The sequence below is a fragment of the Streptomyces sp. SID5643 genome, assembly GCF_009872555.1.
Classification (GTDB): Bacteria; Actinomycetota; Actinomycetes; order Streptomycetales; family Streptomycetaceae; genus Streptomyces; species Streptomyces iakyrus.
Genome location: NZ_WWIC01000176.1, coordinates 1 through 20,395, shown reverse-complemented (window position 1 = coordinate 20,395; position 20,395 = coordinate 1). Strand labels below are relative to the sequence as shown.

Annotated in this window: 21 protein-coding genes and 1 pseudogene; 12 read left to right on the top strand and 10 right to left on the bottom strand. The window is 71.6% G+C overall.

Features of this window, described 5'->3' with window-relative positions; translation table 11 throughout:
* The first annotated feature begins 312 nt into the window (after nucleotides 1-312).
* The 3 genes from GTY56_RS21045 to GTY56_RS21035 all read left to right on the top strand — a co-directional run bounded on the left by GTY56_RS21045 (nucleotide 313) and on the right by GTY56_RS21035 (nucleotide 3,377).
* The gene (locus GTY56_RS21045) at nucleotides 313-1,521 is read left to right on the top strand and encodes an argininosuccinate synthase-related protein (RefSeq protein WP_161366910.1); all 1,209 of its coding nucleotides are present in this window, start codon (nucleotides 313-315) and stop codon (nucleotides 1,519-1,521) included.
* Nucleotides 1,522-1,627: 106 nt separating this feature from the next.
* Nucleotides 1,628-2,359: a 2OG-Fe dioxygenase family protein gene (locus GTY56_RS21040; RefSeq protein ID WP_161366909.1), complete on the top strand. Its 732-nt coding sequence runs from the start codon at nucleotides 1,628-1,630 to the stop codon at nucleotides 2,357-2,359.
* Nucleotides 2,360-2,408: 49 nt separating this feature from the next.
* Nucleotides 2,409-3,377, top strand: a complete 969-nt coding sequence (locus GTY56_RS21035) for a DMT family transporter (protein WP_161366908.1) — start codon at nucleotides 2,409-2,411, stop codon at nucleotides 3,375-3,377.
* On the opposite strand, the gene GTY56_RS41365 is transcribed toward GTY56_RS21035, so the two are convergent.
* On the bottom strand, nucleotides 3,312-4,304 hold the full coding sequence (locus GTY56_RS41365) for a LuxR C-terminal-related transcriptional regulator (RefSeq protein WP_161366907.1): 993 nt from the start codon (nucleotides 4,302-4,304) through the stop codon (nucleotides 3,312-3,314). The genes GTY56_RS21035 and GTY56_RS41365 overlap by 66 nt on opposite strands.
* Before the next feature lie 325 nt (nucleotides 4,305-4,629).
* Between GTY56_RS41365 and GTY56_RS21025 the strand changes: the two genes are divergently transcribed.
* Both GTY56_RS21025 and GTY56_RS21020 read left to right on the top strand, forming a co-directional pair.
* Nucleotides 4,630-4,770: a hypothetical protein gene (locus GTY56_RS21025; protein WP_161366906.1), complete on the top strand. Its 141-nt coding sequence runs from the start codon at nucleotides 4,630-4,632 to the stop codon at nucleotides 4,768-4,770.
* Nucleotides 4,771-4,774: 4 nt separating this feature from the next.
* On the top strand, nucleotides 4,775-5,587 hold the full coding sequence (locus GTY56_RS21020; protein ID WP_161366905.1) for a hypothetical protein: 813 nt from the start codon (nucleotides 4,775-4,777) through the stop codon (nucleotides 5,585-5,587).
* A 27-nt stretch (nucleotides 5,588-5,614) separates the two neighbouring features.
* On the opposite strand, the gene GTY56_RS21015 is transcribed toward GTY56_RS21020, so the two are convergent.
* Nucleotides 5,615-6,850 carry a cytochrome P450 gene (locus GTY56_RS21015; protein WP_161366904.1) on the bottom strand — a complete coding sequence of 412 codons (1,236 nt, stop codon included), beginning with the start codon at nucleotides 6,848-6,850 and terminating at the stop codon, nucleotides 5,615-5,617.
* A gap of 218 nt (nucleotides 6,851-7,068) precedes the next feature.
* Here GTY56_RS21015 and GTY56_RS21010 point away from each other — a divergent pair, with 218 nt between their 5' ends.
* The gene (locus GTY56_RS21010; protein WP_161366903.1) at nucleotides 7,069-8,238 is read left to right on the top strand and encodes a steroid 3-ketoacyl-CoA thiolase; all 1,170 of its coding nucleotides are present in this window, start codon (nucleotides 7,069-7,071) and stop codon (nucleotides 8,236-8,238) included.
* Here GTY56_RS21010 and GTY56_RS21005 read toward each other — a convergent pair.
* Both GTY56_RS21005 and GTY56_RS21000 read right to left on the bottom strand, forming a co-directional pair.
* A complete protein-coding gene (locus tag GTY56_RS21005; protein ID WP_161366902.1) occupies nucleotides 8,222-8,497 on the bottom strand; it encodes a DUF397 domain-containing protein in 276 nt (91 codons plus the stop codon). The two genes, GTY56_RS21010 and GTY56_RS21005, sit on opposite strands and share 17 nt — an antisense overlap.
* Nucleotides 8,457-9,305 (bottom strand): Scr1 family TA system antitoxin-like transcriptional regulator, encoded by an 849-nt coding sequence (locus GTY56_RS21000; RefSeq protein WP_161366901.1) that lies wholly within the window; start codon nucleotides 9,303-9,305, stop codon nucleotides 8,457-8,459. The genes GTY56_RS21005 and GTY56_RS21000 overlap by 41 nt, the downstream gene beginning before the upstream one ends.
* 93 nt (nucleotides 9,306-9,398) lie before the next feature.
* Here GTY56_RS21000 and GTY56_RS20995 point away from each other — a divergent pair, with 93 nt between their 5' ends.
* Complete coding sequence (locus tag GTY56_RS20995) at nucleotides 9,399-9,794, top strand: ATP-binding protein (RefSeq protein ID WP_346345530.1); 396 nt, start codon at nucleotides 9,399-9,401, stop codon at nucleotides 9,792-9,794.
* On the opposite strand, the gene GTY56_RS20990 is transcribed toward GTY56_RS20995, so the two are convergent.
* Both GTY56_RS20990 and GTY56_RS20985 read right to left on the bottom strand, forming a co-directional pair.
* The gene (locus GTY56_RS20990) at nucleotides 9,791-10,201 is read right to left on the bottom strand and encodes a peptidoglycan-binding domain-containing protein (protein WP_161366900.1); all 411 of its coding nucleotides are present in this window, start codon (nucleotides 10,199-10,201) and stop codon (nucleotides 9,791-9,793) included. The genes GTY56_RS20995 and GTY56_RS20990 overlap by 4 nt on opposite strands.
* A 90-nt stretch (nucleotides 10,202-10,291) precedes the next feature.
* Nucleotides 10,292-12,331, bottom strand: a complete 2,040-nt coding sequence (locus GTY56_RS20985; RefSeq protein WP_161366899.1) for a phosphatase PAP2 family protein — start codon at nucleotides 12,329-12,331, stop codon at nucleotides 10,292-10,294.
* Nucleotides 12,332-12,686: 355 nt separating this feature from the next.
* Between GTY56_RS20985 and proP the strand changes: the two genes are divergently transcribed.
* Together proP and GTY56_RS20975 are read left to right on the top strand one after the other, a co-directional pair.
* Nucleotides 12,687-14,072, top strand: a complete 1,386-nt coding sequence (gene proP / locus GTY56_RS20980) for a glycine betaine/L-proline transporter ProP (protein WP_161366898.1) — start codon at nucleotides 12,687-12,689, stop codon at nucleotides 14,070-14,072.
* A gap of 89 nt (nucleotides 14,073-14,161) precedes the next feature.
* On the top strand, nucleotides 14,162-14,833 hold the full coding sequence (locus GTY56_RS20975) for an O-methyltransferase (protein ID WP_161366897.1): 672 nt from the start codon (nucleotides 14,162-14,164) through the stop codon (nucleotides 14,831-14,833).
* Between the two features lie 10 nt (nucleotides 14,834-14,843).
* Here the strand turns inward: GTY56_RS20975 and GTY56_RS20970 are convergent, their stop codons facing one another.
* Complete coding sequence (locus tag GTY56_RS20970) at nucleotides 14,844-15,236, bottom strand: FHA domain-containing protein (RefSeq protein WP_033306085.1); 393 nt, start codon at nucleotides 15,234-15,236, stop codon at nucleotides 14,844-14,846.
* Between the two features lie 96 nt (nucleotides 15,237-15,332).
* Between GTY56_RS20970 and GTY56_RS20965 the strand changes: the two genes are divergently transcribed.
* Nucleotides 15,333-15,740: a DnaJ family domain-containing protein gene (locus GTY56_RS20965; RefSeq protein ID WP_161366896.1), complete on the top strand. Its 408-nt coding sequence runs from the start codon at nucleotides 15,333-15,335 to the stop codon at nucleotides 15,738-15,740.
* A 19-nt stretch (nucleotides 15,741-15,759) separates the two neighbouring features.
* Here the strand turns inward: GTY56_RS20965 and GTY56_RS20960 are convergent, their stop codons facing one another.
* Both GTY56_RS20960 and GTY56_RS20955 read right to left on the bottom strand, forming a co-directional pair.
* A complete protein-coding gene (locus tag GTY56_RS20960) occupies nucleotides 15,760-16,407 on the bottom strand; it encodes a hypothetical protein (protein WP_161366895.1) in 648 nt (215 codons plus the stop codon).
* Nucleotides 16,408-16,411: 4 nt separating this feature from the next.
* Entirely contained in the window at nucleotides 16,412-17,107 is a 696-nt protein-coding gene (locus tag GTY56_RS20955; protein ID WP_161366894.1) for a hypothetical protein, read from the bottom strand.
* A gap of 159 nt (nucleotides 17,108-17,266) precedes the next feature.
* Here GTY56_RS20955 and GTY56_RS20950 point away from each other — a divergent pair, with 159 nt between their 5' ends.
* The gene (locus GTY56_RS20950; protein ID WP_161366893.1) at nucleotides 17,267-17,758 is read left to right on the top strand and encodes a GNAT family N-acetyltransferase; all 492 of its coding nucleotides are present in this window, start codon (nucleotides 17,267-17,269) and stop codon (nucleotides 17,756-17,758) included.
* Between the two features lie 2 nt (nucleotides 17,759-17,760).
* On the opposite strand, the gene GTY56_RS20945 is transcribed toward GTY56_RS20950, so the two are convergent.
* Nucleotides 17,761-19,812, bottom strand: coding sequence for an MDR family MFS transporter (locus GTY56_RS20945; RefSeq protein ID WP_161366892.1), 2,052 nt, complete (start codon nucleotides 19,810-19,812; stop codon nucleotides 17,761-17,763).
* 159 nt (nucleotides 19,813-19,971) lie between these two features.
* Between GTY56_RS20945 and GTY56_RS40685 the strand changes: the two are divergent.
* Nucleotides 19,972-20,395 (top strand): annotated as a pseudogene (locus GTY56_RS40685) (peptidoglycan-binding domain-containing protein); the annotation flags it as partial.

Below are 20,395 nucleotides of genomic sequence, written 5' to 3'. Positions count from 1 at the left end.
GAAGCGAGATCGTGGAGACCGCACCAGGTCACTGCCGGAACCCTCGTCCCGCATACGGCCACGCGTAGAAACAGGGAGCTTTGCGGGCCGCCGCAGGAGCTGTTCCCGTGGAGCGAAGGCGGCGGCCTCTGATCCCCTGGGCCGCCGCCTTTCCCATGGGGTGATCTTGAGGGGCGGCTCGCCCGTGACCGGCGTCGAGATCCGCGTCCGGGTCCGGTCATGGCCGGGCGCGGACTGCCGGGACGCATTGTCGGGCCGGGGGTCCGCACGGAAGTCTCCTTGCCTGTGACCAGTGCAGAGGTTGGAGAGGCCATGCGTTCCCCGCTCATACGTTCCTTCTCGCAGCTCGACTCCCTGGACCCGGACCTCCCCGTCGTGACGCTGTTCAGCGGCGGGCTCGACAGTTCGTATCTGCTGCTGCGGCTGCGGCGGATGGGCATCCGCGAGGTGCACGCCGTGAGCGTGGACATCGGCGAGGACGAGTCGAGCGGCTACAAACGCCAGATCGCCGAGGCGCTCGGCGCGACGATCCACATCCTCCACCGCCGGGCCGAGTTCGCCGAGCAGTACGTCGCTCCCGCGATCGCCGCCCAGGCCGTGTACCTCGGGATCCATCCCGTCAGCTCCACGCTGAGCCGTCCGCTGATCGCGCACAGCGCGGTCGCATTGGCCCGTGCGCTCGGCGCGCAGGCCGTGCTGCACACCGCCAACCGCTCCCAGAACACCCTGCGCCGCCTCAACGGTGCGCTGACGCTGCTCGGTTACGAGGGCGTGTTCGGCAGCCCCTACGACCTCGATCCCGTCACGCGCGACGACAAGCTGGCCGAGCTGCGCGACGCCGGTATCGATCTGCTCGCCGGGCGGATCGTCAGCGGCGATTCCAACCTGTGGTGCCGCGAGTTCGAGTCGGGCATCCTCGACGACCCCGAGCTCCACGAGGTCCCCGAGGAGATGTACACCTGGAGCCGGCCGACCGCCCTCCCCGGCGACACCGACACCCTCACCGTCACCTTCGAGCAGGGAGTGCCCGTCGCTCTCGACGGAGAGCCGCTGCCTCTGACCCGGCTGATCGAGCGCCTCAACCGGAGGGTCGGCGCGTACGGACTCGGCCGTTACTCCGGCCTGGAGCACCTCGACCACGGTGAGAAGGTCCTCGAGATCCGGGAGATGCCCGCCGCATGGCTCCTGCTCAGCGGCTACCGGCACATCGAGAGCGCCTGCCTGGACGCCGAACTCATCCGCGAGAAGCGGCATCTGGAGCAGGTCTGGACACGCGAGGCCCTCGAAGGCCGCTGGTTCGGCGAACTGCGGCTCGCCGCACAGGTGTTCATCGATGCCTGCGCCGCCCGCACCACCGGGGCCGTGACCTGGCGGCTGCGCAGCGGTGGTGCCGACACGCGCTCCATCACCGTCGGAGAGCCGCTGTATCTGCGCGACCGGGAGGCGTGGGAGGAGCGGTCGATCAGCGCGGAGTCGGCGCCGTTCGCCCCGGCGGCCGCCCCGGCCCTCGTCACCGTCTGACCGACCCTGCGCGCCCCCCTTCTCGCCCTCTCCTCCTTCATTCGCGGATCCCACCCGCGGATCCCACCCGCGGACCTCACCCGCGGTCTCACCCACGGAGTACGCCATGACCACTGCCGCAACCCGCCACCCCGCCGCCGATGACGCCGTCAAGGCCCTTGCCGGGCACGGCGGTCATCTGATGCCCTCGGCGCAGCTCTCCGCGCTCGCCGGTGCCGGCACCGCCGACTGGGCGCGATTCGCCGCCCACTGGGACGAGCTCACCCTCGACACGTACATGGCCGACGGGGGCACGTACCGGTACCGCCGCTACGGCCAGTTCGAGCTCGACCCGGCCGCGGGCGCCCTCACCCTGCTGCCGCACGCGCCGTACCGTCAGGAGTCGGACATCAATCCGCTCAACGGCGGCATCGAGCGCGTCTTCGACCCGCTGACGGAGTCCTTCACCGGTGACCCGCTCCTGCGGTCCGTCATCGTCGAACTCGGCCGGATCTTCACCGACGTCGACGGCACGGCCTCATGGAACGTGAAACTGCACCCGTACCGCATCAGCGCCTCCGCCGACCAGCAGGGGCAGCCCGCGCCCGAAGGACGGCACCGAGACGGTGTCACCTTCATCACCTCGCTGCTCATCGGCCGCGACAACGTCACCGGCGGTGAGAGCGCCGTCTACACCGACGCCGGCGAACACCTGATCACAGCTACCCTGTCCGAGCCCGGTGACCTGCTGCTGGGCGACGACCGCCGCACGCTGCACTCGGTGACCCCGGTGCGCCCGGTGGACCCCGAACGCGCCGCCCACCGCGACGTGCTGGTGATCGCCTACACGGCGCGCTGAGCCACCTCCACCCCTCCGGTCTCCACCGTCCGCTGCCCTAGGAGCCCCCATGACCGTCAAAGCGGCCCGCCGCGCCTGGCTGACCGATCTTCCCGTCCTGCTGGTGGCGGTGGTGTGGGGCTCCAGTTATCTCGCCGCCAAGGAGGTCACCACGGCGCAGACCGTGCTGGCCGTGCTCGTCCTGCGGTTCGGTGTGGTGCTGCCGGTCCTGGTCGGCACCGGGTGGCGCAAGCTCAGGGCGCTGGACGGGGCGCAGCTGCGCGGGGCCGGGGTCCTCGGGCTGATCCTGTCCGGGATCTTCCTGTTGGAGACGTACGGCGTCGTGCACACCTCGGCGACCAACGCCGGGCTCATCATCAGCCTCACCATGATCTTCACGCCGCTCGCGGAGAGCCGGATCACGGGCAGGCGGCCCTCCGGGTCGTTCCTGGCGGCGGCGGGTCTCTCGGTGCTGGGTGTTCTGCTCCTCACGCAGGGCGCCGGGTTCACCGCGCCGTCCCTCGGTGATCTGCTGATGCTGGGCGCGGCCGTGGCCCGTACCGTGCACGTGCTGGCGATGTCACGCATGCGGTCGGTGCAGGGCGCGGACTCGATGTCGATGACCACGGTGCAACTGGGCAGCGCGGTCGCGGTGTTCGCGGTGCTGTCCACGCTGCCCGGCACCGGCAGCACCACGTGGGCCGCCGCGGCGGATCTGGACGCCGGGGACTGGCTCTGGCTGCTCTATCTGTCGGTGTTCTGCACCCTGTTCGCGTTCTTCGTGCAGATGTGGGCCGTACGCCGTACCTCGCCCTCCCGGGTCAGCCTGCTGCTGGGTACCGAGCCGGTGTGGGCCGCCGTCGTGGGGGTCACCCTCGCGGGGGACCGGCCGGGCTGGGTGGGGCTGCTGGGCGCGCTCCTCGTGCTCGCGGGCACGGCGTGGGGCCGCAGCGCGGCCGCCCCGCGGCAGACGTCAGTCGTCGAGCCAGCCGAGCCGGACGGCGCAGACACCGGCCTGGAACCGGCTGGCCGTTCCTAGCCGTTCGGTCAGTTCGGAGACGAGGCGGCGGACCGTGCGCTCGGAGACCCCGAGCTTGCGGGCCATCGCCTCGTCGGTGAGTCCGCCCCCGAGCATCCGCACCAGCTCACGGTGGCGGCCGGTCGGGTGCCAGTCGCCCTCGGGGCTGTCGGTCGCCGACTCGGTCAGCACAGTGGCGCTTTCCCAGCTGTGCTGGAAGATTCCCCGGAACACCCCGGCCAGCGTCTCGCCGCGCAGCACGATGGCGGCGATCTCCCCGTCCGCGGTCCGGGACGCCGGCACGATCGCCAGCGAGCCGTCCACCACGATGAGCCGCATGGGCAGGGTGTGCGCGGTGCGGACCTGGGCGCCCGCGCCGTTCAGCCTCCGCAGATACGCCGTCATGTGGGGGGCGGAGGCCGCCGAGCGCAGATGGATCGTCCGCATCCTCACGCCGCGGCCCAGCACGAGCCGGTCGCGTTCGAGCCCCGCCTCCACCATCTCCGCGGGCAGCGGTCGACCGGGGTGCAGGGACAGCACTTCCTCCTCCGCCCGCCGCGAGGCGTCCTCCAGAACCGCGGAGACATTGGCCATACCATTGACCACCTCCATCTGGACGGAGGCCAACTCCCGGGCGTGCACCGGCTGGAAGTCCGCCAACACCTGGGCGAGCGCGGAGCGGGTCTGCCGGACGGCGCTCAGCAGGGCGTCCGTGTGCTGTTCCTCGTCGAGAAGCAGCTTGCGCAGTGCGGTGTCCGGGGCGAGCGCCGTCCAGCCGTTGCGGTGACCCGACGACGGCACCAACAGGCCGAGTTCGCCGAGCAGTTGGAGCGCGCCGGCGAGCTCGCTCCCGCTCCAGCCGCGGTGTTCGGTGAGGGTCTGCGGGTTCCACTCCGCGTTGTCGAGAGCGAGGCGGTAGAGCTCCTGGGCTCGGGCACGCACGTCCACCGGAATGGGTCCCCCTACTGAGTGATGAGCGCTGTCCCCCGTGAAGCGCTCCCTCGGGGATCTTAGGAAGGGTCCCCCGCAGCGGGAAAGCGGTGGTCCGCCATTCGGACCGCCGTGGCTGGCTGAACGGGCGGGCGACGGTCGGCTGCCCACCGTGCTCCCGCACGCCGTCCGCACCTGGACATGGCCGGTGCCGGACCTTCCTCCGGATGGCCGCGGACGGTTCCGCCGGACCATGATGATCGCCCAGCGGGCGCCGCCGACCACGCGGCGACCGACCAGCGACTCGACGCCCGTCGAGCGACGATCACCCAGGGGGACCTTCATGTCCGCTTCCCAGCTGCTCCGTGGCCTGTTCGCGCTTCTCGCCGCCGCCCTCGTCCTCGGTGGCGTGCAGAGCGCCGCGGCGACCGCCACCGAGACCCGGGCCGTCGTGACCAGCGGCGACTCACTGATCTGGGGCTGACCGGGTGGCCAGACCGAGCATCGCCGTCGTCGCGCCGCTGACCGGGCCGCGCACGGACTGGGGAGCGGCTCTCCTCGACCAGCTGGAACGGATCCGCAGGGCCCGCCCGGACGCCGCCGAGTGGCACGTCTACGACGAGGCGCCGGAGGTCGCCCGGACCGTGGCCTGCGCCGGACACGCGGCCGTCGTCGGCCACAGCGACACGGAGGACGCCCGCAGGGCCCTGCCGGTGTACCGAGCCGCCCGGCTCCCCTGTCTGCTTCCCTTCGTCAGAGCCGGGGCGCCCGCGCTGAGCTGGGCACCGGACGGGGACGCACTGGCCCGCAGGATCGTCGAGGCGGCGACGGCTCTCGGCGTGAGCGCGCTCGCCGTCGCCCCGGACGAGGAACCCCGCTGGCGCGCGCTCGGGCGCGCGGTCGTCGAGGAGGCCGACAGGGTGGGGCTCGCGCCGGGCCCCGGCGGCGCGCTGGCGGTGCTGGCGCCGCAGGACCGGTTCGCGCGTTTCCTGCGGGGCACGGGTCCCGTCCTCATGCCGACGGACTGCGGGCTGGTCTCGTTCGCTCACCTGCGCCAGGCGGCATCGGGCCGTGAGGTGTGGGCCATCCACCCCCAGACGTGCGCGGTACGCCGCGCCAGAGCCGCTCTCACGGCACTCGCGCAGGCCGTGTCCGAGGATCACGCACCGCGCGGCGCGGCGCTGACGGACGCCGTGCGGGCGCGTTCGGGAATCCTGCTCACTGCCGACGGAGCCCCCCTGGGTGACGGCTGGCTGATCTCCCGGCTCCCGTGGACGTGCGCGGCGAGAACGCCGCTGTGACCTCCGTCCCACCGGCGGGGTTCACCGTCAGCCGGTGCTCACCGGGAGTTCCTTCACACCGTTGATCCACGCCGACCGCAGCCGGCGCGGGTCCCCGACGAGCCTCAGCCCGGGCATGGCGTCGGCGATCGCGTTGAAGATGAGATTGATCTCCAGCACGGCGAGGGACTTGCCCAGGCAGTAGTGCGGTCCGCCGCCGCCGAAGCCGAGGTGCGGGTTGGGGTCGCGGGTGACGTCGAAGGTGTCCGGGTCGTCGAAGACCTCGGGATCGTGGTTGGCCGAGGCGTAGAACAGGCCCAGCCGGTCGCCCCGGCGGATGCGCTTGCCGCCGAGTTCGGTGTCCTGGGTGGCCGTGCGCTGGAAGGCGGCGACCGGGGTCGCCCAGCGCACGATCTCCTCGGCCGCCGTCTGAGGGCGGTCGCTCTTGTACAGCTCCCACTGTTCCGGGTGGGTGAGGAAGGCGTGCATGCCGTGGGTGATGGCGTTGCGGGTGGTCTCGTTGCCCGCGACGGCCAGCATCAGCACGAAGAATCCGAACTCGTCGGAGCTGAGGTTGCCCTCGTCCTCCGCCGCGACGAGCTGCGTGACGATGTCGTGGGCCGGGCACTGCTTGCGGTCGGCGGCCATGTTCATCGCGTAGGCGATGATCTCCGTGGCCGACTCGGCGCCGACCTCCTCGGTGATGGCGTACTCGGGATCGTCGTACGCGATCATCTTGTTGGACCAGTCGAAGATCTTGTCCCGGTCCTCCTGCGGGACGCCCATCAGCTCGGCGATCGCCTGGAGGGGCAGTTCGCAGGCGACCTGGGTGACGAAGTCGAACGGCCCGGTGTGCGCGCGGGCGGAGGCGACGATGGAGTGGGCCCGGGCCCGCAGCCGGTCCTCCAGCGCCCGGATCGCCCGGGGCGTGAACCCGCGCTGCACGATCTGCCGGACCCGGGTGTGCTCCGGCGGGTCCATGTTCAGCAGGATCAACCGCTGTGCGTCGATGGAGTCGCGCTCGATGTGCTCGTTGAAGCGGATGATCGCCGTGTTGAGGGACGACGAGAACAACTCGGGGTGGGTGGAGACGTACTTGACGTCGGCGTGCCGGGTGACGGCCCAGTAGCCCTCGTCCTGGAAGCCGGCGAGACCGGCCCGCTGCGCCACCCAGCAGACCGGTTCGGCCCGGCGCAGCTCGGCGAACTCCGGCAGGGGCACGCGGTGGTGCAGCAGGTCGGGGTCGGTGAAGTCGAACCCCTCGGGCAGCGCGGGACAGGGCATGGGCGGCTCCCACCACTCGTACCGACTTATCGGTCTGACGGCCCATCAGCTGTGCGGAGTTGCGGTGACGGTAGTAACGGGTTCTACAAGTAGCAAGAGGCACGGCCCCGCCAATTGCCCGCACGACTATTGCGGTCACCGAACGGCCCTCAGCACACTGTGCACAGAACTAGAACGCGTACTAGTTCCGCTGAGCCTCCCGGAGAGGACCCGCACCCATGGCTGCCGAACCCGTGATCGTCGAAGCCGTACGCACCCCCATCGGCAAGCGCGGCGGCGCGCTCGCCAACCTGCACCCCGCCTACCTCCTCGGCGAGACCTATCGCGAACTCCTCGGCCGGACCGGCATCCCCGCCGACTGCGTCGAGCAGATCGTCGGCGGTACGGTCACCCACGCCGGCGAGCAGTCCATGAACCCCGCGCGCACGGCCTGGCTGACCATGGGGCTCCCCTACGAGACGGCCGCGACGACCGTCGACGCGCAGTGCGGGTCGTCCCAGCAGGCCTCGCACATGGTGGCCAACATGGTCGCGGCGGGCGTGATCGACGTCGGCATCTCGTGCGGGGTGGAGTCGATGTCGCGGGTGCCGCTGGGGTCGGGCTCGAAGCACGGGCCGGGCAAGCCGTTCCCCGACGAGTGGAACGTGGATCTGCCGAACCAGTTCGAGGCGGCCGAGCGGATCGCCCGGCACCGGGGTCTGACCCGCGAGGACGTCGACGCGCTGGGTCTCGCCTCGCAGGAACGGGCCGCCCACGCCTGGGCGGAGGAGCGGTTCAAACGGGAGACCTTCGCCGTCCAGGTCCCCACGACCGAGGAGGAGCAGCACGCCGGGCAGGGCATGTGGCGCCTGGTCGACCGGGACGAGGGCCTGCGCGACACGACAGCGGAGGGTCTGGCCTCGCTGAAGCCGATCATGCCGACGGCGGTGCACACGGCCGGCAACTCCTCGCAGATCTCCGACGGGGCGTCGGCGGTCATGTGGGCGTCGAAGCGGATGACGCGGGCGCTGAAGCTGAGGCCCCGGGCGCGGATCGTGGCCCAGGCGCTCGTGGGGTCCGACCCCCACTTCCATCTCGACGGCCCGATCGACGCGACCAACGCCGTACTGGGCAAGGCCGGGATGTCGTTGAAGGACATCGACCTCGTGGAGATCAACGAGGCGTTCGCGTCCGTGGTGCTGAGCTGGGCGCGGGTCTTCGACCAGGACCTGTCGAAGGTGAACGTCAACGGCGGCGCCATCGCGCTCGGGCACCCGGTGGGAGCGACCGGGGCCCGGCTCATCACGACGGCACTTCACGAACTGGAGCGCGCGGACAAGGAGTTCGCGCTGATCACCATGTGCGCGGGCGGCGGCTTGGCCACCGGCACGATCATTCAGCGGTTGTAGACGTCCAGTTGACGAACGTGGTGAACGCGGCGGGATCGAGGGTGAGGACCGGTCCCGCCGGGGTCTTTGAGTCGCGTATGGCGATGGTGGCGGAGGTTTCTGCGACCTCTACACAATCACCGCCTTGGTCACCGCTGTACGTCGACTTACGCCAGCCCGGGGCCCCGATCGGCGCGCATTCGACGCATTCGCCGCCTTGATCGCTGCTGTAGCTGGACTTACGCCACTGAGTCCCCGCCGGAATCGCGATGCTCGCCATAGCGTTCCTCCATCACTCGCCGGATCAGCCCCGCCGAATCCCTGAGGGAGAGCGCGGCGGCCTGTAGATGATCGTAACGGAGCGAGCAATCCCTGACGGTGTTCGGGTTCGCCGTCGGATGCCCGCTGCCATAGCCCTCGGTGTAGACGATGGCCGGGTCGCTCAGGAAGCGGAAGAGGGTGAACGAGCCGGTCAGTCCCGCGTGCGCTCCGGCCGAAAACGGCAGCACCTGGACGTTGATCCGGGGGTTGCTGTCGAAGCTCAACAGGCGCTCCAGTTGGCCCCGCATGATCGCGGGTCCGCCGATCTCCTGGTACAGGGCGGCCTCGCTGAGCACCATCCAGAAGACCGGCGGCTCGCTCTTCTCGAAGATGCGCTGCCGGGCGAGGCGAACGGCGGTGCGGTCGTCGAGGTCGGTTCGATCCAGCGCACCGAGAGTGGCCCGCACATACGCGTCGGTCTGGAGCAGGCCGTGCAGCATGCCCATCTGGAAGGTGCAGATTTCCAAAGCCCGCCCCTCCAGCTCCGCCACCTGCTGGAACCACGCCGGGAGCCGGCTCCGCAACACCAACTCGACGAGGCGGGAGAACATACCGTCCGTCCCCAGCGCCGCATCCGCCCGTTCGCTGAACTCCGGCGTCGGAAGCTTCCTGGCCGTCTCGATCTGGCCCACCAGGGAGCCGGTGTAGTTGAGGATGTCCCCCAACTGCCGCTGCGTCAGCCCGGCGGCCTCCCTGTGCCTCCGCAGCTCGAAGCCGTAGTAGTCGAGCGGCGACGCACCCGGGTCAAGGGCGTTGATGTGGGTCACGGCAGAAGCCCCTCTCACGCAACGCGGCCCACAAAGGAACCGGTTGTATCCGTTCCGTAGCCGAGGGTAGTCATCGCGCGTCAGCCTCGTCCCGTGAACGAATACATTCCCGCCCGGTACGCGATGCGCCTCACCGTCGGCTCGCACGCCCCCCGGCACATCCGCCGTATCGTCCACTCCTTCCTTGAGGAGTGGCACATGCCCGAGCTGTCGGACGCCGTGGAGCTGGGCGTGACCGAACTGCTCGCCAACGTCGTACGGCACGTCCCGGACCGCCGCTGCGCGCTGCTGTTGCTGCGGCAGCGCACGGGCGTACGGGTGGAGGTCACGGACGGCAGCGATGAACTGCCGTGCACACCGGAGGGGCTGGACGCCGAGGCCGAGGGCGGCCGTGGGCTGCTCCTGCTCGACGCGATGGCCGACAAGTGGGGCGTGTCGCTGCGGTCCGGGGGCGGGAAGACGGTGTGGTTCGAGTGCGCGGCCCGCTAACAGAAGGGAGCATCCGGCGCGTTGGCCCAGAAGGAGAGGAAGGACCAGGTCTGCGCTCCGATGCGACCGTCGACGACGATGCCGGCGCACTGCTGGAAGGCCCTGGTCGCGGACTGCGTCAGTCGACCGAAGTCCCCGTCCACGTCCAGACCGGCGTCGATCGCCTGGTTCAGGTAGCACTGGGCCTGCTGGACCACCGCTCCGGATGACCCCAGACGGAGGTTCGGTCGGTTGATGGTGAAGTCGCAGACGTCGTCCGGCCCCTGGGCCACGAGGGCTGCTGGACGATTCAAGTGGTCCACGACCCGGGCCCGTTCGACCGTGTCGGTCGCCGAAGCCGCGGCCGGTGCTGCCGCGAGGGAAAGGGGAAGTGCCAGCGCTGCTACGGCGGTGAGGACACGTCGCATCCCGATCACCTCCAGAGAGGGTGCTCTTCCTTCTCATCGTGCGCGGCCCTCACCCGGGCTGCATCTCGGGCCGATTGCGCCGTCAACCAGTCACCCGCGTACGGCCTTTCGGTCCGGCACGGGTTCCCCCTCGGCCGCCGCTGCGGTGGCGGCCCGGGGGCCGGACAGTGCGCAGGTGAGTCCGAACCCCGCCGCCACCACCACCGCTCCCCCCGCCGCGTCCAGCACCCAGTGGTTGCCGGTCGCCACGATCGAGACCCCGGTGAGCAGCGGATGCAGCAGGCCCAGCGCCTTCATCCACCACCGTGACGCCAGGACGGCGATCACGACCCCGCACCACAGCGCCCAGCCGAAGTGCAGCGACGGCATGGCCGCGTACTGGTTGGTGAGGGCGGTGAGCGTGCCGTAGTCGGGCCGGGAGAAGTCCTGGACGCCGTGCACGGTGTCGATGAACCCGAGCGTCGGCATGAGACGAGGTGGGGCCAGCGGGTAGAGCCAGAAGCCGACCAGGGCGAGCAGGGTGGCGAAACCCAGTGCGGAGCGGGCCCAGCGGTAGTCGCCGGGGCGGCGCCAGTAGAGGACCGCGAGGACGGCCAGCGGGACGGCGAAGTGGAACGACGTGTAGTACTGGTCGAGGAACTCCCGCAGCCAGCCGATCCCGACGACGGTGTGGTTGACCCAGTGCTCGACGTCCAGCCGCAGGGTGCGCTCCAGGTCGTGGATCTGCATGCCGTGCTCCTCGGCCTCGGCGCGCCCGGCCGCGTTGCTGCCGCCGGTGGCCGCGAGCCGGACCTGGGAGTAGGCGGCGTAGGTGACGCGCAGGAGGAGCAGCTCCAGGAGAAGGTGGGGCCGGGTGAGGGCGCGGCGCAGAAACGGCAGCAGCGGCACGTGCCGGAAGCGGCCCGGGACCGCGGGAGCGTGGGCGGTCGGCAGCGGCGACCGCCAGGCCGGCGCGGTGCGGGACAGGAACGGCACGGCGGTGGCGGCGGCCAGCGCGGTCAGCAGGACGACGTTGTCCCGCACGGGGTTCAGGAACGTCATGTTCGGCAGGATCATCGTGGCCGGCAGGGTCATGACCACGACGACGGTGACCGGCCACACGTACCGGTCGCAGGCGCGTCCGCCGACCCGGCCGGCGACCGTGAGCAGCACCCACAGCAACTGGTGCTGCCAGGCCGTCGGCGAGACGACGATCGCGGCGCAGCCGGTGATGGCGACGGCGAGCAGCAACTGACCGTCGCGGAAGCAGCGCACGGCCCGGCGCAGGGCCAGGACGGCGACGGCCGCGCCGAGCGTCAGGAGGATCGCGACCTCCAGGGGGCCGGTCAGGCCGAGCCGGAGGAGGGCGCCGTGCAGGGACTGGTTGGTGACGCCGTCGGCCGGGCCGCCGAGGCCGACGCCGGCCATGTGGTGCACCCAGTAGCGGTGGGAGTCGTGCGGCATCGCCGCCCAGGCGAGGCCGGTGCAGGCGGCGAAGGTGACGCCGGTGGCGAGCGCGGCGCGTCGGCGGCCGGTGCACCACAGCAGGGGCGTGAACAGCAGCAGGGTGGGCTGGAGCGCCGCCGCGACGCCGATGAGCAGGCCGCTGGTGCGCTGGCCGCGGGCGGCGAAGCAGCCGAGCAGGACGAGCAGGACCGGGATGATGCTGGTCTGGCCGAGCCACAGGGTGTTGCGGACGGGCAGGGACAGCATCAGCAGGCTGACGGCGACCGGCGCGGCCAGCAGTGCCGTGCGGCGGCCGACCGGCGGGGGCAGGGCGCGGGCGGCGATCAGGCCGAGGGCGACGACGAGCAGCAGCGTGCCGAAGGTCCAGCCCCAGCCGAGGGCCTGTTCGGCCGAACGGGTGAGCGGCTTCAGGACGAGTCCGCCGAAGGGTGTGCCGGTGAAGCGGGTCGAGGCGTAGAGCGAGCCGTTCACGTGCAGGACGCCGCCCGGCCCGACCCAGGTCTCCAGGTCGGTCAGCCGCTCGCCGCGCGGGGTGGCGAGGACCACGGCCAGCTGCCGGGCGGCGAGGACGGCGGCGATCAGCCACAGTCCGAGGCGGGCGGCGCGCAGGCGTGTGTGAGCCCCACCGGTGGCCGTCGCTCCGAAGCCTTCCGCCGGTCGTCCGCCGTGATCCGCATTCGCCACGCCTCGTCGGCCTCTCGCGCCAGTTCATCCCACATGTCCTGAATATGGGAATTCCTCCTGCGAACCCTATGGGGAATGAGCGGTTCCGGAGAAGAAGACGCGGTCGGTCGCGACCGCGCGCGGGTGGCGCGCGCAGCCGCCGTGGACGCGATATGGATCACATGAAGATCGGCCGTGAACCGCTTTCTGCCGGGCAGAAGCAGCAGCACAGCCACGATTTACGTGCAGTGTGCAACGAAAGGCGTACCGCCCGTAAGCGGAGCAAATTCGCCTATCGTCGCTTTTTCGGCCCGTACGACAGCGCCGCCGCGCGGGACCGCGTCCCTGTCCCCGTCGAAAGGTAGGCGAGCGAGTCTTGTCGACTGCCTCAGTCGTCGCCCCCGCGTCCCTCGTGAAGTCCGGCAGGGCGAAGGCCCCCGACCCCACCGTCACCGACCCCGCGCTCGTCAGGCGCGCCGTGAAGGCGGCCGCGCTGGGCAACGCGATGGAGTGGTTCGACTTCGGCGTCTACAGCTACATCGCGGTCACGCTGGGCAAGGTCTTCTTCCCCTCGGGCAACCCCACCGCCCAGCTGCTGTCGACGTTCGGCGCCTTCGCCGCGGCCTTCCTGGTCCGCCCGCTCGGCGGCATGGTCTTCGGCCCGCTCGGCGACCGCGTCGGCCGCCAGAAGGTCCTCGCCCTGACCATGATCATGATGGCGGCGGGCACCTTCGCGATCGGCCTGATCCCGTCGTACGCGACGATCGGCGTCGGCGCGCCGGTCCTGCTGCTGGTGGCCCGCCTCGTGCAGGGCTTCTCCACCGGCGGTGAGTACGCGGGCGCATCGACGTTCATCGCCGAGTACGCCCCCGACAAGCGGCGCGGCTTCCTCGGCAGCTGGCTGGAGTTCGGCACGCTCGCCGGCTACATCGCCGGCGCGGGCTTGGTCACGATCATGACCGCCCTGCTCTCCGCCGACGACCTGACCTCCTGGGGCTGGCGCATCCCGTTCCTGATCGCGGGTCCGATGGGCATCATCGGCCTCTACCTGCGGCTGCGCCTGGAAGAGACGCCGGCCTTCGCGGCCGAGGCGGAGAAGGCCGAGAACAACCGCCCGAAGACGCCGCTGCGCGAGATGGTAGCCGGCCAGTGGCGCGCGCTGCTGCTCTGCGTCGGCCTGGTGCTGGTCTTCAACGTCACCGACTACATGCTGCTGTCGTACATGCCGAGCTACCTGACCGGTCAGCTCCACTACGACGAGACGCACGGCCTGCTGGTCGTCCTCGGCGTGATGGCCGTGATGATGATCGCCCAGCCGTTCGTCGGCGCCCTGACCGACCGCGTGGGCCGCCGCCCCGTGATCGCCACCGGCTGCGCGGGCTTCCTGCTGCTGTCCGTCCCGGCACTGCTGCTGATCCGCGAGGGCAGCCTGCTCGCCGTCGCCCTCGGCATGGGCGCCCTCGGCCTGCTGCTGGTCTGCTTCACGGCGGCGATGCCCTCGGCACTCCCGGCGCTGTTCCCGACCAAGGTCCGCTACGGCTCGCTGTCCATCGGCTTCAACGTCTCGGTGTCCCTGTTCGGCGGCACGACCCCGCTGGTGGTCACGGCCCTGATCGGCGCCACCGGGAACATGATGATGCCCGCTTACTACATGATGGCCGCGGCCGTGATCGGCGGTTTCGCCGTGTGGCGCATGGCGGAGTCGGCGGGACGCCCGCTGCCCGGCTCGGCGCCCTCGGTGGCGGGTCGACACGCCGAGTGATAACCCGCTGACAGCGACCCGCGTACCAACTATCTTCGTCAGCGCCAGTAGTTAGGGATGCTAACTATGCCGACGAAAGGTAGAGGTGCATGAGCGAGTCGCACGTCTGGGACGAGGTCGACGCCTACTTCACCGCCCACCTCGCCCCGGACGACGAAGCCCTGGCGGCCGCCCTGCGCGACAGCGACGCCGCCGGGCTTCCGCACATCAACGTCGCGGGCAACCAGGGCAAGCTGCTCCAGCTCCTCGCGCAGATCCAGGGCGCCCGCCACATCCTGGAGATCGGCACGCTCGGCGGCTACAGCACCATCTGGCTGGGCCGCGCCCTGCCCGCCGACGGGCGCCTGGTCTCCCTGGAGCACGACCCGCGGCACGCCGAGGTCGCCGTCCGCAACATCGCCCGCGCCGGCCTGGACAAGCTCGTCGAGGTGCGGGTCGGCCCGGCCCTGGAGTCGCTGCCCAAGCTGGCCGACGAGAACCCGCCCCCGTTCGACCTGGTCTTCATCGACGCCGACAAGGCCAACAACCCGCACTACGTGGAGTGGGCGATCAGGCTCACCAGCACGGGCAGCCTGATCGTCCTCGACAACGTCGTACGGGGCGGCCGGGTCATCGACGCGGACAGCACCGCCCCGGACGTGACGGGCACGCGCACCGCGATCGAACTGATCGCCGCCCACCCGAGACTGAGCGGCACCGCGATCCAGACGGTGGGGATGAAGGGCTACGACGGGTTCGCGCTGGCCCGCGTGCTGGCGTGAGGCGCCGCCGTCACACCTCGTGGTAGAAGCCCACGTTGACGCTGCGCGGGGCGGTGCGGTCCTGGACGATGATCTCGCCGCTGCCGCCCCTGGGCAGCGGGACGGTGCCGCCGTAGGCCAGGGGCTGCACGTACTCGCCCATCGTCAGCCGCACTTCGGAGGACGGATCGGGCTGGGAGCCGCGCAGCCAGGTGACCTGCCAGGTCCCCTCCGGCCCGCACAGGAACTCCAGGTGGACGCGGGAGACGAACAGCCAGTCGTCCGGCGTGCTCAGCCGGCACACGGACTTGTCGCGGCCCACCCGCAGCACCGCGCCCGGCTCGCTCGGCGCATCGGCCATGAGCATGCCGGCCGTGGCGCCCGCCTCCGCCTCCGCAACGGTGGCCATGGTGAGTTCGAGCACGTGCGCTCCTTCTGAGACGTCCCGGTGGGCCAGACAGGTTCTTGGCCCGCCGCATGATAAAACGCCCGGCCACGCGGTGTCCGGCACAATGGCCTCATGACCGAGCGAAAGCCGCCAGGCGTCGACTTCGAGTCCTGGGTCGACAAGCAGATCCGTGACGCGGAGACGCGCGGGGAGTTCGACCGGCTGCCGGGCGCGGGCGAACCGCTCCCCCGCGAGATCGAGAGCACCTACGACGAACTGTGGTGGGTCAAGCGGAAGATGGCCCGCGAGGGCTTCTCCGTCCTGCCGCCGGCGCTGGCCCTGCGCAAGGAGGCGGAGGACGCGCTGGAGGCCGCGCTCGCGGCCCCCTCGGAGCGGATCGCCCGGAAGATCGTCGACGAGGTCAACGCCAAGATCCGCGACATGATGTTCAAACCGCCGCCCGGCCCCCCGCTGGGAAAGAAGCCGTACGACGTCGAGGACGTCGTACGGCAGTGGCGGGAGCGCCGGGCGGACCGGTGACCGGGGGATCTCCCCCGGCTCACACGTGCAGCAGCCGTTCGGCCAGCTCGCGGTAGTCCTTCAGGGCCAGCCGGAGCTGCTCGGTGTCGGCCGAGGACACGGACCTGCCCTCGCCGCCCTCGACGGACTGCCAGGAGTGGCGCAGGGTGCGGCGGCGCTGGGTCACGGCCTCGGTGAAGCGGGCCGCGATCTCCTCCAGCACGTGGTCCGCCTCCTCGACGGCGGCCCGGGGCCCGTCGACGAACCCGGCGACGGCGTGCTGCAACTGCGAGCCGAGCTTGTCGGACTCCTCGTGGGCGAGGAGGTGGGCCCGGTTCTTGGCGGAGCCGACCTTGTCGGGGCCGGTGCCGTGGTCGCCGCGGGGCGCTCCGGTGCCGTGCCGGTCCGGGTCGTGCCGGTCGGCGCCGAGCCTGTCGGCGCCTTCAGTGCCGGGCCGCTCCGTGCCGGGCAGATCGGTGCCGTGCGCCACGGCACGGTCCGCGTCGGTGCCGTGCGGGGTTCCGCGGTCGGCCGCGACGCCGCGCTCGGTGCCGCGGTCCGTTTCCGGACCCCGGGCCGTCTCGTGGCGGTCGGTGCCCGGTGCGGCCGGGCGGTGGCCGGTGCCCAGGGCGCTCTCGCCGCGGGCGTCCGGCGCCTGGTCGCCGGGCGGTCGGGTCATGTCGGTCATTGCCTCAACTCTCCTTCGCCTGACGTCGGTTCATCGCCCACGGCATGTGCCCACCGCGGGACTGGGCCTTGCGGCCGCCGTTCAGGGCGGCGCGCTCGCGGCCGTTGTCGTGCCGTCCGCCGGTGTGGCCGCCGCCGTCGTGGCGGGCCGGCTTCACCAGCTCCTCGAACAGGGCGCGGGCCGCCACCATGGCCTCACGCATGTCTTCCGTACCCTGGCCGCCGTCACGGGCGTCCTCCGCGCGCAGATGCGCGGCGCGGTGCACGCGCCGGTAGCCGTCCACGTGGTGGGCGTGGTGCACGGACAGCGCGGACAGCTGTTCCTCGTACTGCCCGCCGTCCGGGAAGCCCCGGGCACCGGCGAGTTCGGCGAGCAGCCGGTCCGCCTCGGCGACGGCATCGCGCGGCGAGTCGACGAACCGCTCCTGGGCGGCCGTCCAGCGCGCCTCGTACTGCTCGCGCTGCGCCGGCTCCAGCGGCCGCTCGCGCAGCTCGCCGTGGCGCTGTACGCGCTCGGTCAGTTCACGCTCGGCCGCTTTGGCGTCACCGTCGTGCCGGGCGACGGCCCGGTCGTACTCGGGTCCGAAGCGCCGCTTCAGGCTCGGGCCCTGCCGAGGCCCGCGGGCGCGCAGGGTCATGACGGCCGCGATGATGACGACCGCCGCGATCACGATCAGAGCAATGATCAGGCCAGTGGACATGAATGCCTTCCGGGTTCTCGGCCCAACCGGCTCTCCTCGCGAGCCGGTTCGTCCGTCGGGTTGCCCCAAACCCGGTGTCCAAACGGCGCCCGGGCGCAACCGCGTGGCCGGGACTATTCGGTTGCGGGTCCGATGGGGCGCCTGTGGAAAATGCGGTTCATGACCTGGACCGTGACTCCGGAACCGTACGACTCCCCCGTCGCCGCCGCTCTGTGGCGGGCGTACTACACCGAGGTCAGCGACCGCTGGTACCTCCTGCACGAGGGCCGCCGGACCGACCCGGCCGAGCTGGAGCGGGAGATCGCCGCCCAGCCGGGCGCCGACCTCGCCCCGCCGGACGGCCGGCTGCTCGTCGCCCGGTACGGCGGCGAGCCGGCCGGCAGCGCGGGCGTACGGCTGGTGGACGGCTCGACCGCCGAGCTCAAGCGGGTGTTCCTGCGCGAGCCGATGCGCGGCAGGGGCGGCGCCCCGCTCCTGGTCGGGGCCGCCGAGGAGGCCGCCCGTGCGCTCGGTGCCACCCGGATGATCCTCGACACCCGCAGTGATCTCGTAGAGGCCCGCGGCCTCTACGCCCGCCTCGGGTACCGGGAGACCGCACGCCACAACGACGACCCCTACGCGGAGCACTGGTTCAGCAAGGACCTGGCCTGACCTCAGACCCTCTCCTGCGCGGAGTGCGTGCGGTACGGCCGCTCGCGCCGGGACCCGCACAGTTCGCCGTTCAGCTCGCGCACGAGCCGCTCCAGGTCGGTCGGCCGGTCCGGCCCCCACCAGTCGCCGAGCAGCTCGGCGAGGGACTCCTCGCGGGCCTCGGCCAGCCGTTCGGCGACCTCGCGCCCCTGCCCGGTCAGGACCATGTCGACGCCCCGGCGCACGGCGAGCCTGCGCTCCTCGGCCTGCCGGGCGGCCTCCATGATCACGGTCAGGGGCACGGGCATGGTGTCGGCCAGCACGCCCGGCTCCACCGAGCCGTGGCGCCGCATCCGCAGCAGCAGCCAGCTCGTGGCGGGCAGCAGGTCGTAGTCCGCCCGGGCGGTGATCTTCCGGTAGATCTCCCGCCGCCCCGCGCGGGTGCCGAGCACCGAAAGGGCCCGGCAGACCTCGTCGTACGAGGACCGCTCGACGGGGTTGCTGGCCAGGGTCTCGGTGACGTCCGGCGCGGTGACCGAGCCGCGCAGCCGGTCCTCCTTCAGGAACCAGGCCAGCACGAAACCGAGGAGCGCGACGGGGGCGGCGTACAGGAAGACGTCCGTGATGGAGACGGCGTAGGCGTGCAGGGCCGGCGGGCGCAGGCCGGGCGGCAGGGCGGCGATGCCGCGCGGGTCGGCCTCCAGTGCGTCCACCGAGACGCCGGGCGGCAGCGTGGCACCGCGGAAGGCGTCGGTGAGCTGCTCCCCCAGGCGGCCGGCGAACACCGTGCCGAAGACGGCGACGCCGAACGAGGCGCCGATGGAGCGGAAGAAGGTCGCGCCGGAGGTGGCGACGCCCAGGTCCTCGTAGGGGACGGCGTTCTGCACGATGAGCACGAGGACCTGCATCACCAGGCCGAGGCCGAGCCCGAAGACGAAGAAGAAGCCGCTCAGCTCGGCGGTGGAGCTGTGCTCGTCCAACTGGTGGAGCAGGAGCAGCCCGAGCGTGGTGACGCCGGTGCCGGCGATCGGGAACACCTTCCAGCGGCCGGTGCGGCTGACGATCTGCCCCGAGGCCGTCGAGGCCAGCAGCAGGCCCAGCACCATCGGCAGCATGTGCACACCGGACATGGTCGGGCTGATGCCCTGCACGACCTGGAGGAAGGTCGGCAGGTAGGTCATGGCACCGAACATGGCGAACCCGACGACGAAACTGATCACGGCGGCGAGCGTGAAGGTCCGCACGCGGAACAGCTTGAGCGGCAGGACGGGTTCGGCGGCCCGCCGCTCGACGGCCACGAAGGCGACGGCGAGGACGACGCCCAGGACCGCCAGGCCGACGATCTGCCAGGACCCCCAGGCCCAGGTCGTCCCGCCGAGCGAGGCGACCAGGACCAGACAGGTGGCGACGGCGGCGATGAGGAAGGTGCCGAGGTAGTCGATGACGTGCCGTCGCGCCGTGCGCGGGATGTGCAGGACGGCGGCGATCACGGCGAGCGCGACGACGCCGACGGGCAGGTTGACGTAGAACACCCAGCGCCAGCTCAGATGCTGGGTGAACAGCCCGCCGAGCAGCGGCCCGAGCACACTGGTCGCGCCGAACACGGCACCGAACAGGCCCTGGTAGCGGCCCCGTTCACGCGGCGACACCAGATCGCCGACGATCGCCATCGACAGCACGATCAGCCCGCCGCCGCCGAGGCCCTGCACGGCCCGGAAGGCGATCAGCTGGGCCATGTCCTGCGCGGCGCCGCACAGCGCGGACCCGACCAGGAAGATCACGATCGCCGTCTGGAACAGCCGCTTGCGCCCGTACTGGTCGCCGAGCTTGCCCCACAAGGGGGTCGCGGCGGTCGCGGCCAGCAGATACGCGGTGACCACCCAGGAGAGGTGATCCAGACCGCCGAGATCGCTGACGATCGTGGGCAGCGCGGTCGACACGATGGTCTGGTCGAGGGCGGCGAGCAGCATGCCGAGGAGCAGGGCTCCGATGGAGACCAGGACGTTCCCGGACACCTGCTCCCGGGGAGCCGCGCCCTGCGGCTTCAGCGTGGTGGCGTTCCCGTCCTCGGCCATCCGACCTCCCGCGTCTGCTGTGACGTTTTCCATCGTGACCGCTGTGACCCGTTATGGCCCGCCGGGCCCTTTTGGAAGCTGCGCTTCCGGGGGCTCCTCGACCGCACTGTGGAGAAGATCTGGATAATCTCTGGAGTTCGCGAGGGGAGGGAGGAACGCGTGGAACCGCCCAACGGCCACCCGTGCCCGGAGTGCGGCGCGCCCAGACAGCGGGACAACACGCCCGCCTGCGCCTGCACCGACCGTGCCGCCGAGGCCCTCCGCGACGCCCGCACGACCCAGGCGGCGGCAGCGGAGGACTTCGACCCGCTGCGGATCCGCCCCTACGTGGAGATCGACGGCGGGGGGTCCGCCCAGCCGGGCGCCGACGAGGGGCGGCCCCCCTCACCGGCCGGGGCTGCGACGTCCCCGCACCCGGGGGAGCACAGGGCACCCGAGGCCTCCCCGCCCCCCGCCGCACCTCCGGCCGGCTCGGCCGGAGCCACCCCGCACACCTCCCCGACGGACGCCGCGGCCACGCCCCCGCAGGCACGTTCCGGTGCTCCCGGACGGTCCGGGCCCGGCGCCCCGGAGCCACCGCGCG

What these genes read in the sequence shown, in the direction of transcription:
- GTY56_RS21025 (WP_161366906.1), top strand. Translation starts at nt 4,630, where the DNA reads ATGTCCGCTTCCCAGCTGCTCCGTGGCCTGTTCGCGCTTCTCGCCGCC.
- GTY56_RS21040 (WP_161366909.1), top strand. Translation starts at nt 1,628, where the DNA reads ATGACCACTGCCGCAACCCGCCACCCCGCCGCCGATGACGCCGTCAAG.
- GTY56_RS20960 (WP_161366895.1), bottom strand. Translation starts at nt 16,407, where the DNA reads ATGACCGACATGACCCGACCGCCCGGCGACCAGGCGCCGGACGCCCGC.
- GTY56_RS20965 (WP_161366896.1), top strand. Translation starts at nt 15,333, where the DNA reads ATGACCGAGCGAAAGCCGCCAGGCGTCGACTTCGAGTCCTGGGTCGAC.
- GTY56_RS20950 (WP_161366893.1), top strand. Translation starts at nt 17,267, where the DNA reads ATGACCTGGACCGTGACTCCGGAACCGTACGACTCCCCCGTCGCCGCC.
- GTY56_RS20955 (WP_161366894.1), bottom strand. Translation starts at nt 17,107, where the DNA reads ATGTCCACTGGCCTGATCATTGCTCTGATCGTGATCGCGGCGGTCGTC.
- GTY56_RS20975 (WP_161366897.1), top strand. Translation starts at nt 14,162, where the DNA reads ATGAGCGAGTCGCACGTCTGGGACGAGGTCGACGCCTACTTCACCGCC.
- GTY56_RS21035 (WP_161366908.1), top strand. Translation starts at nt 2,409, where the DNA reads ATGACCGTCAAAGCGGCCCGCCGCGCCTGGCTGACCGATCTTCCCGTC.
- GTY56_RS21045 (WP_161366910.1), top strand. Translation starts at nt 313, where the DNA reads ATGCGTTCCCCGCTCATACGTTCCTTCTCGCAGCTCGACTCCCTGGAC.
- GTY56_RS21015 (WP_161366904.1), bottom strand. Translation starts at nt 6,850, where the DNA reads ATGCCCTGTCCCGCGCTGCCCGAGGGGTTCGACTTCACCGACCCCGAC.
- GTY56_RS21005 (WP_161366902.1), bottom strand. Translation starts at nt 8,497, where the DNA reads ATGGCGAGCATCGCGATTCCGGCGGGGACTCAGTGGCGTAAGTCCAGC.
- GTY56_RS21010 (WP_161366903.1), top strand. Translation starts at nt 7,069, where the DNA reads ATGGCTGCCGAACCCGTGATCGTCGAAGCCGTACGCACCCCCATCGGC.
- GTY56_RS20990 (WP_161366900.1), bottom strand. Translation starts at nt 10,201, where the DNA reads ATGCGACGTGTCCTCACCGCCGTAGCAGCGCTGGCACTTCCCCTTTCC.
- GTY56_RS20945 (WP_161366892.1), bottom strand. Translation starts at nt 19,812, where the DNA reads ATGGCCGAGGACGGGAACGCCACCACGCTGAAGCCGCAGGGCGCGGCT.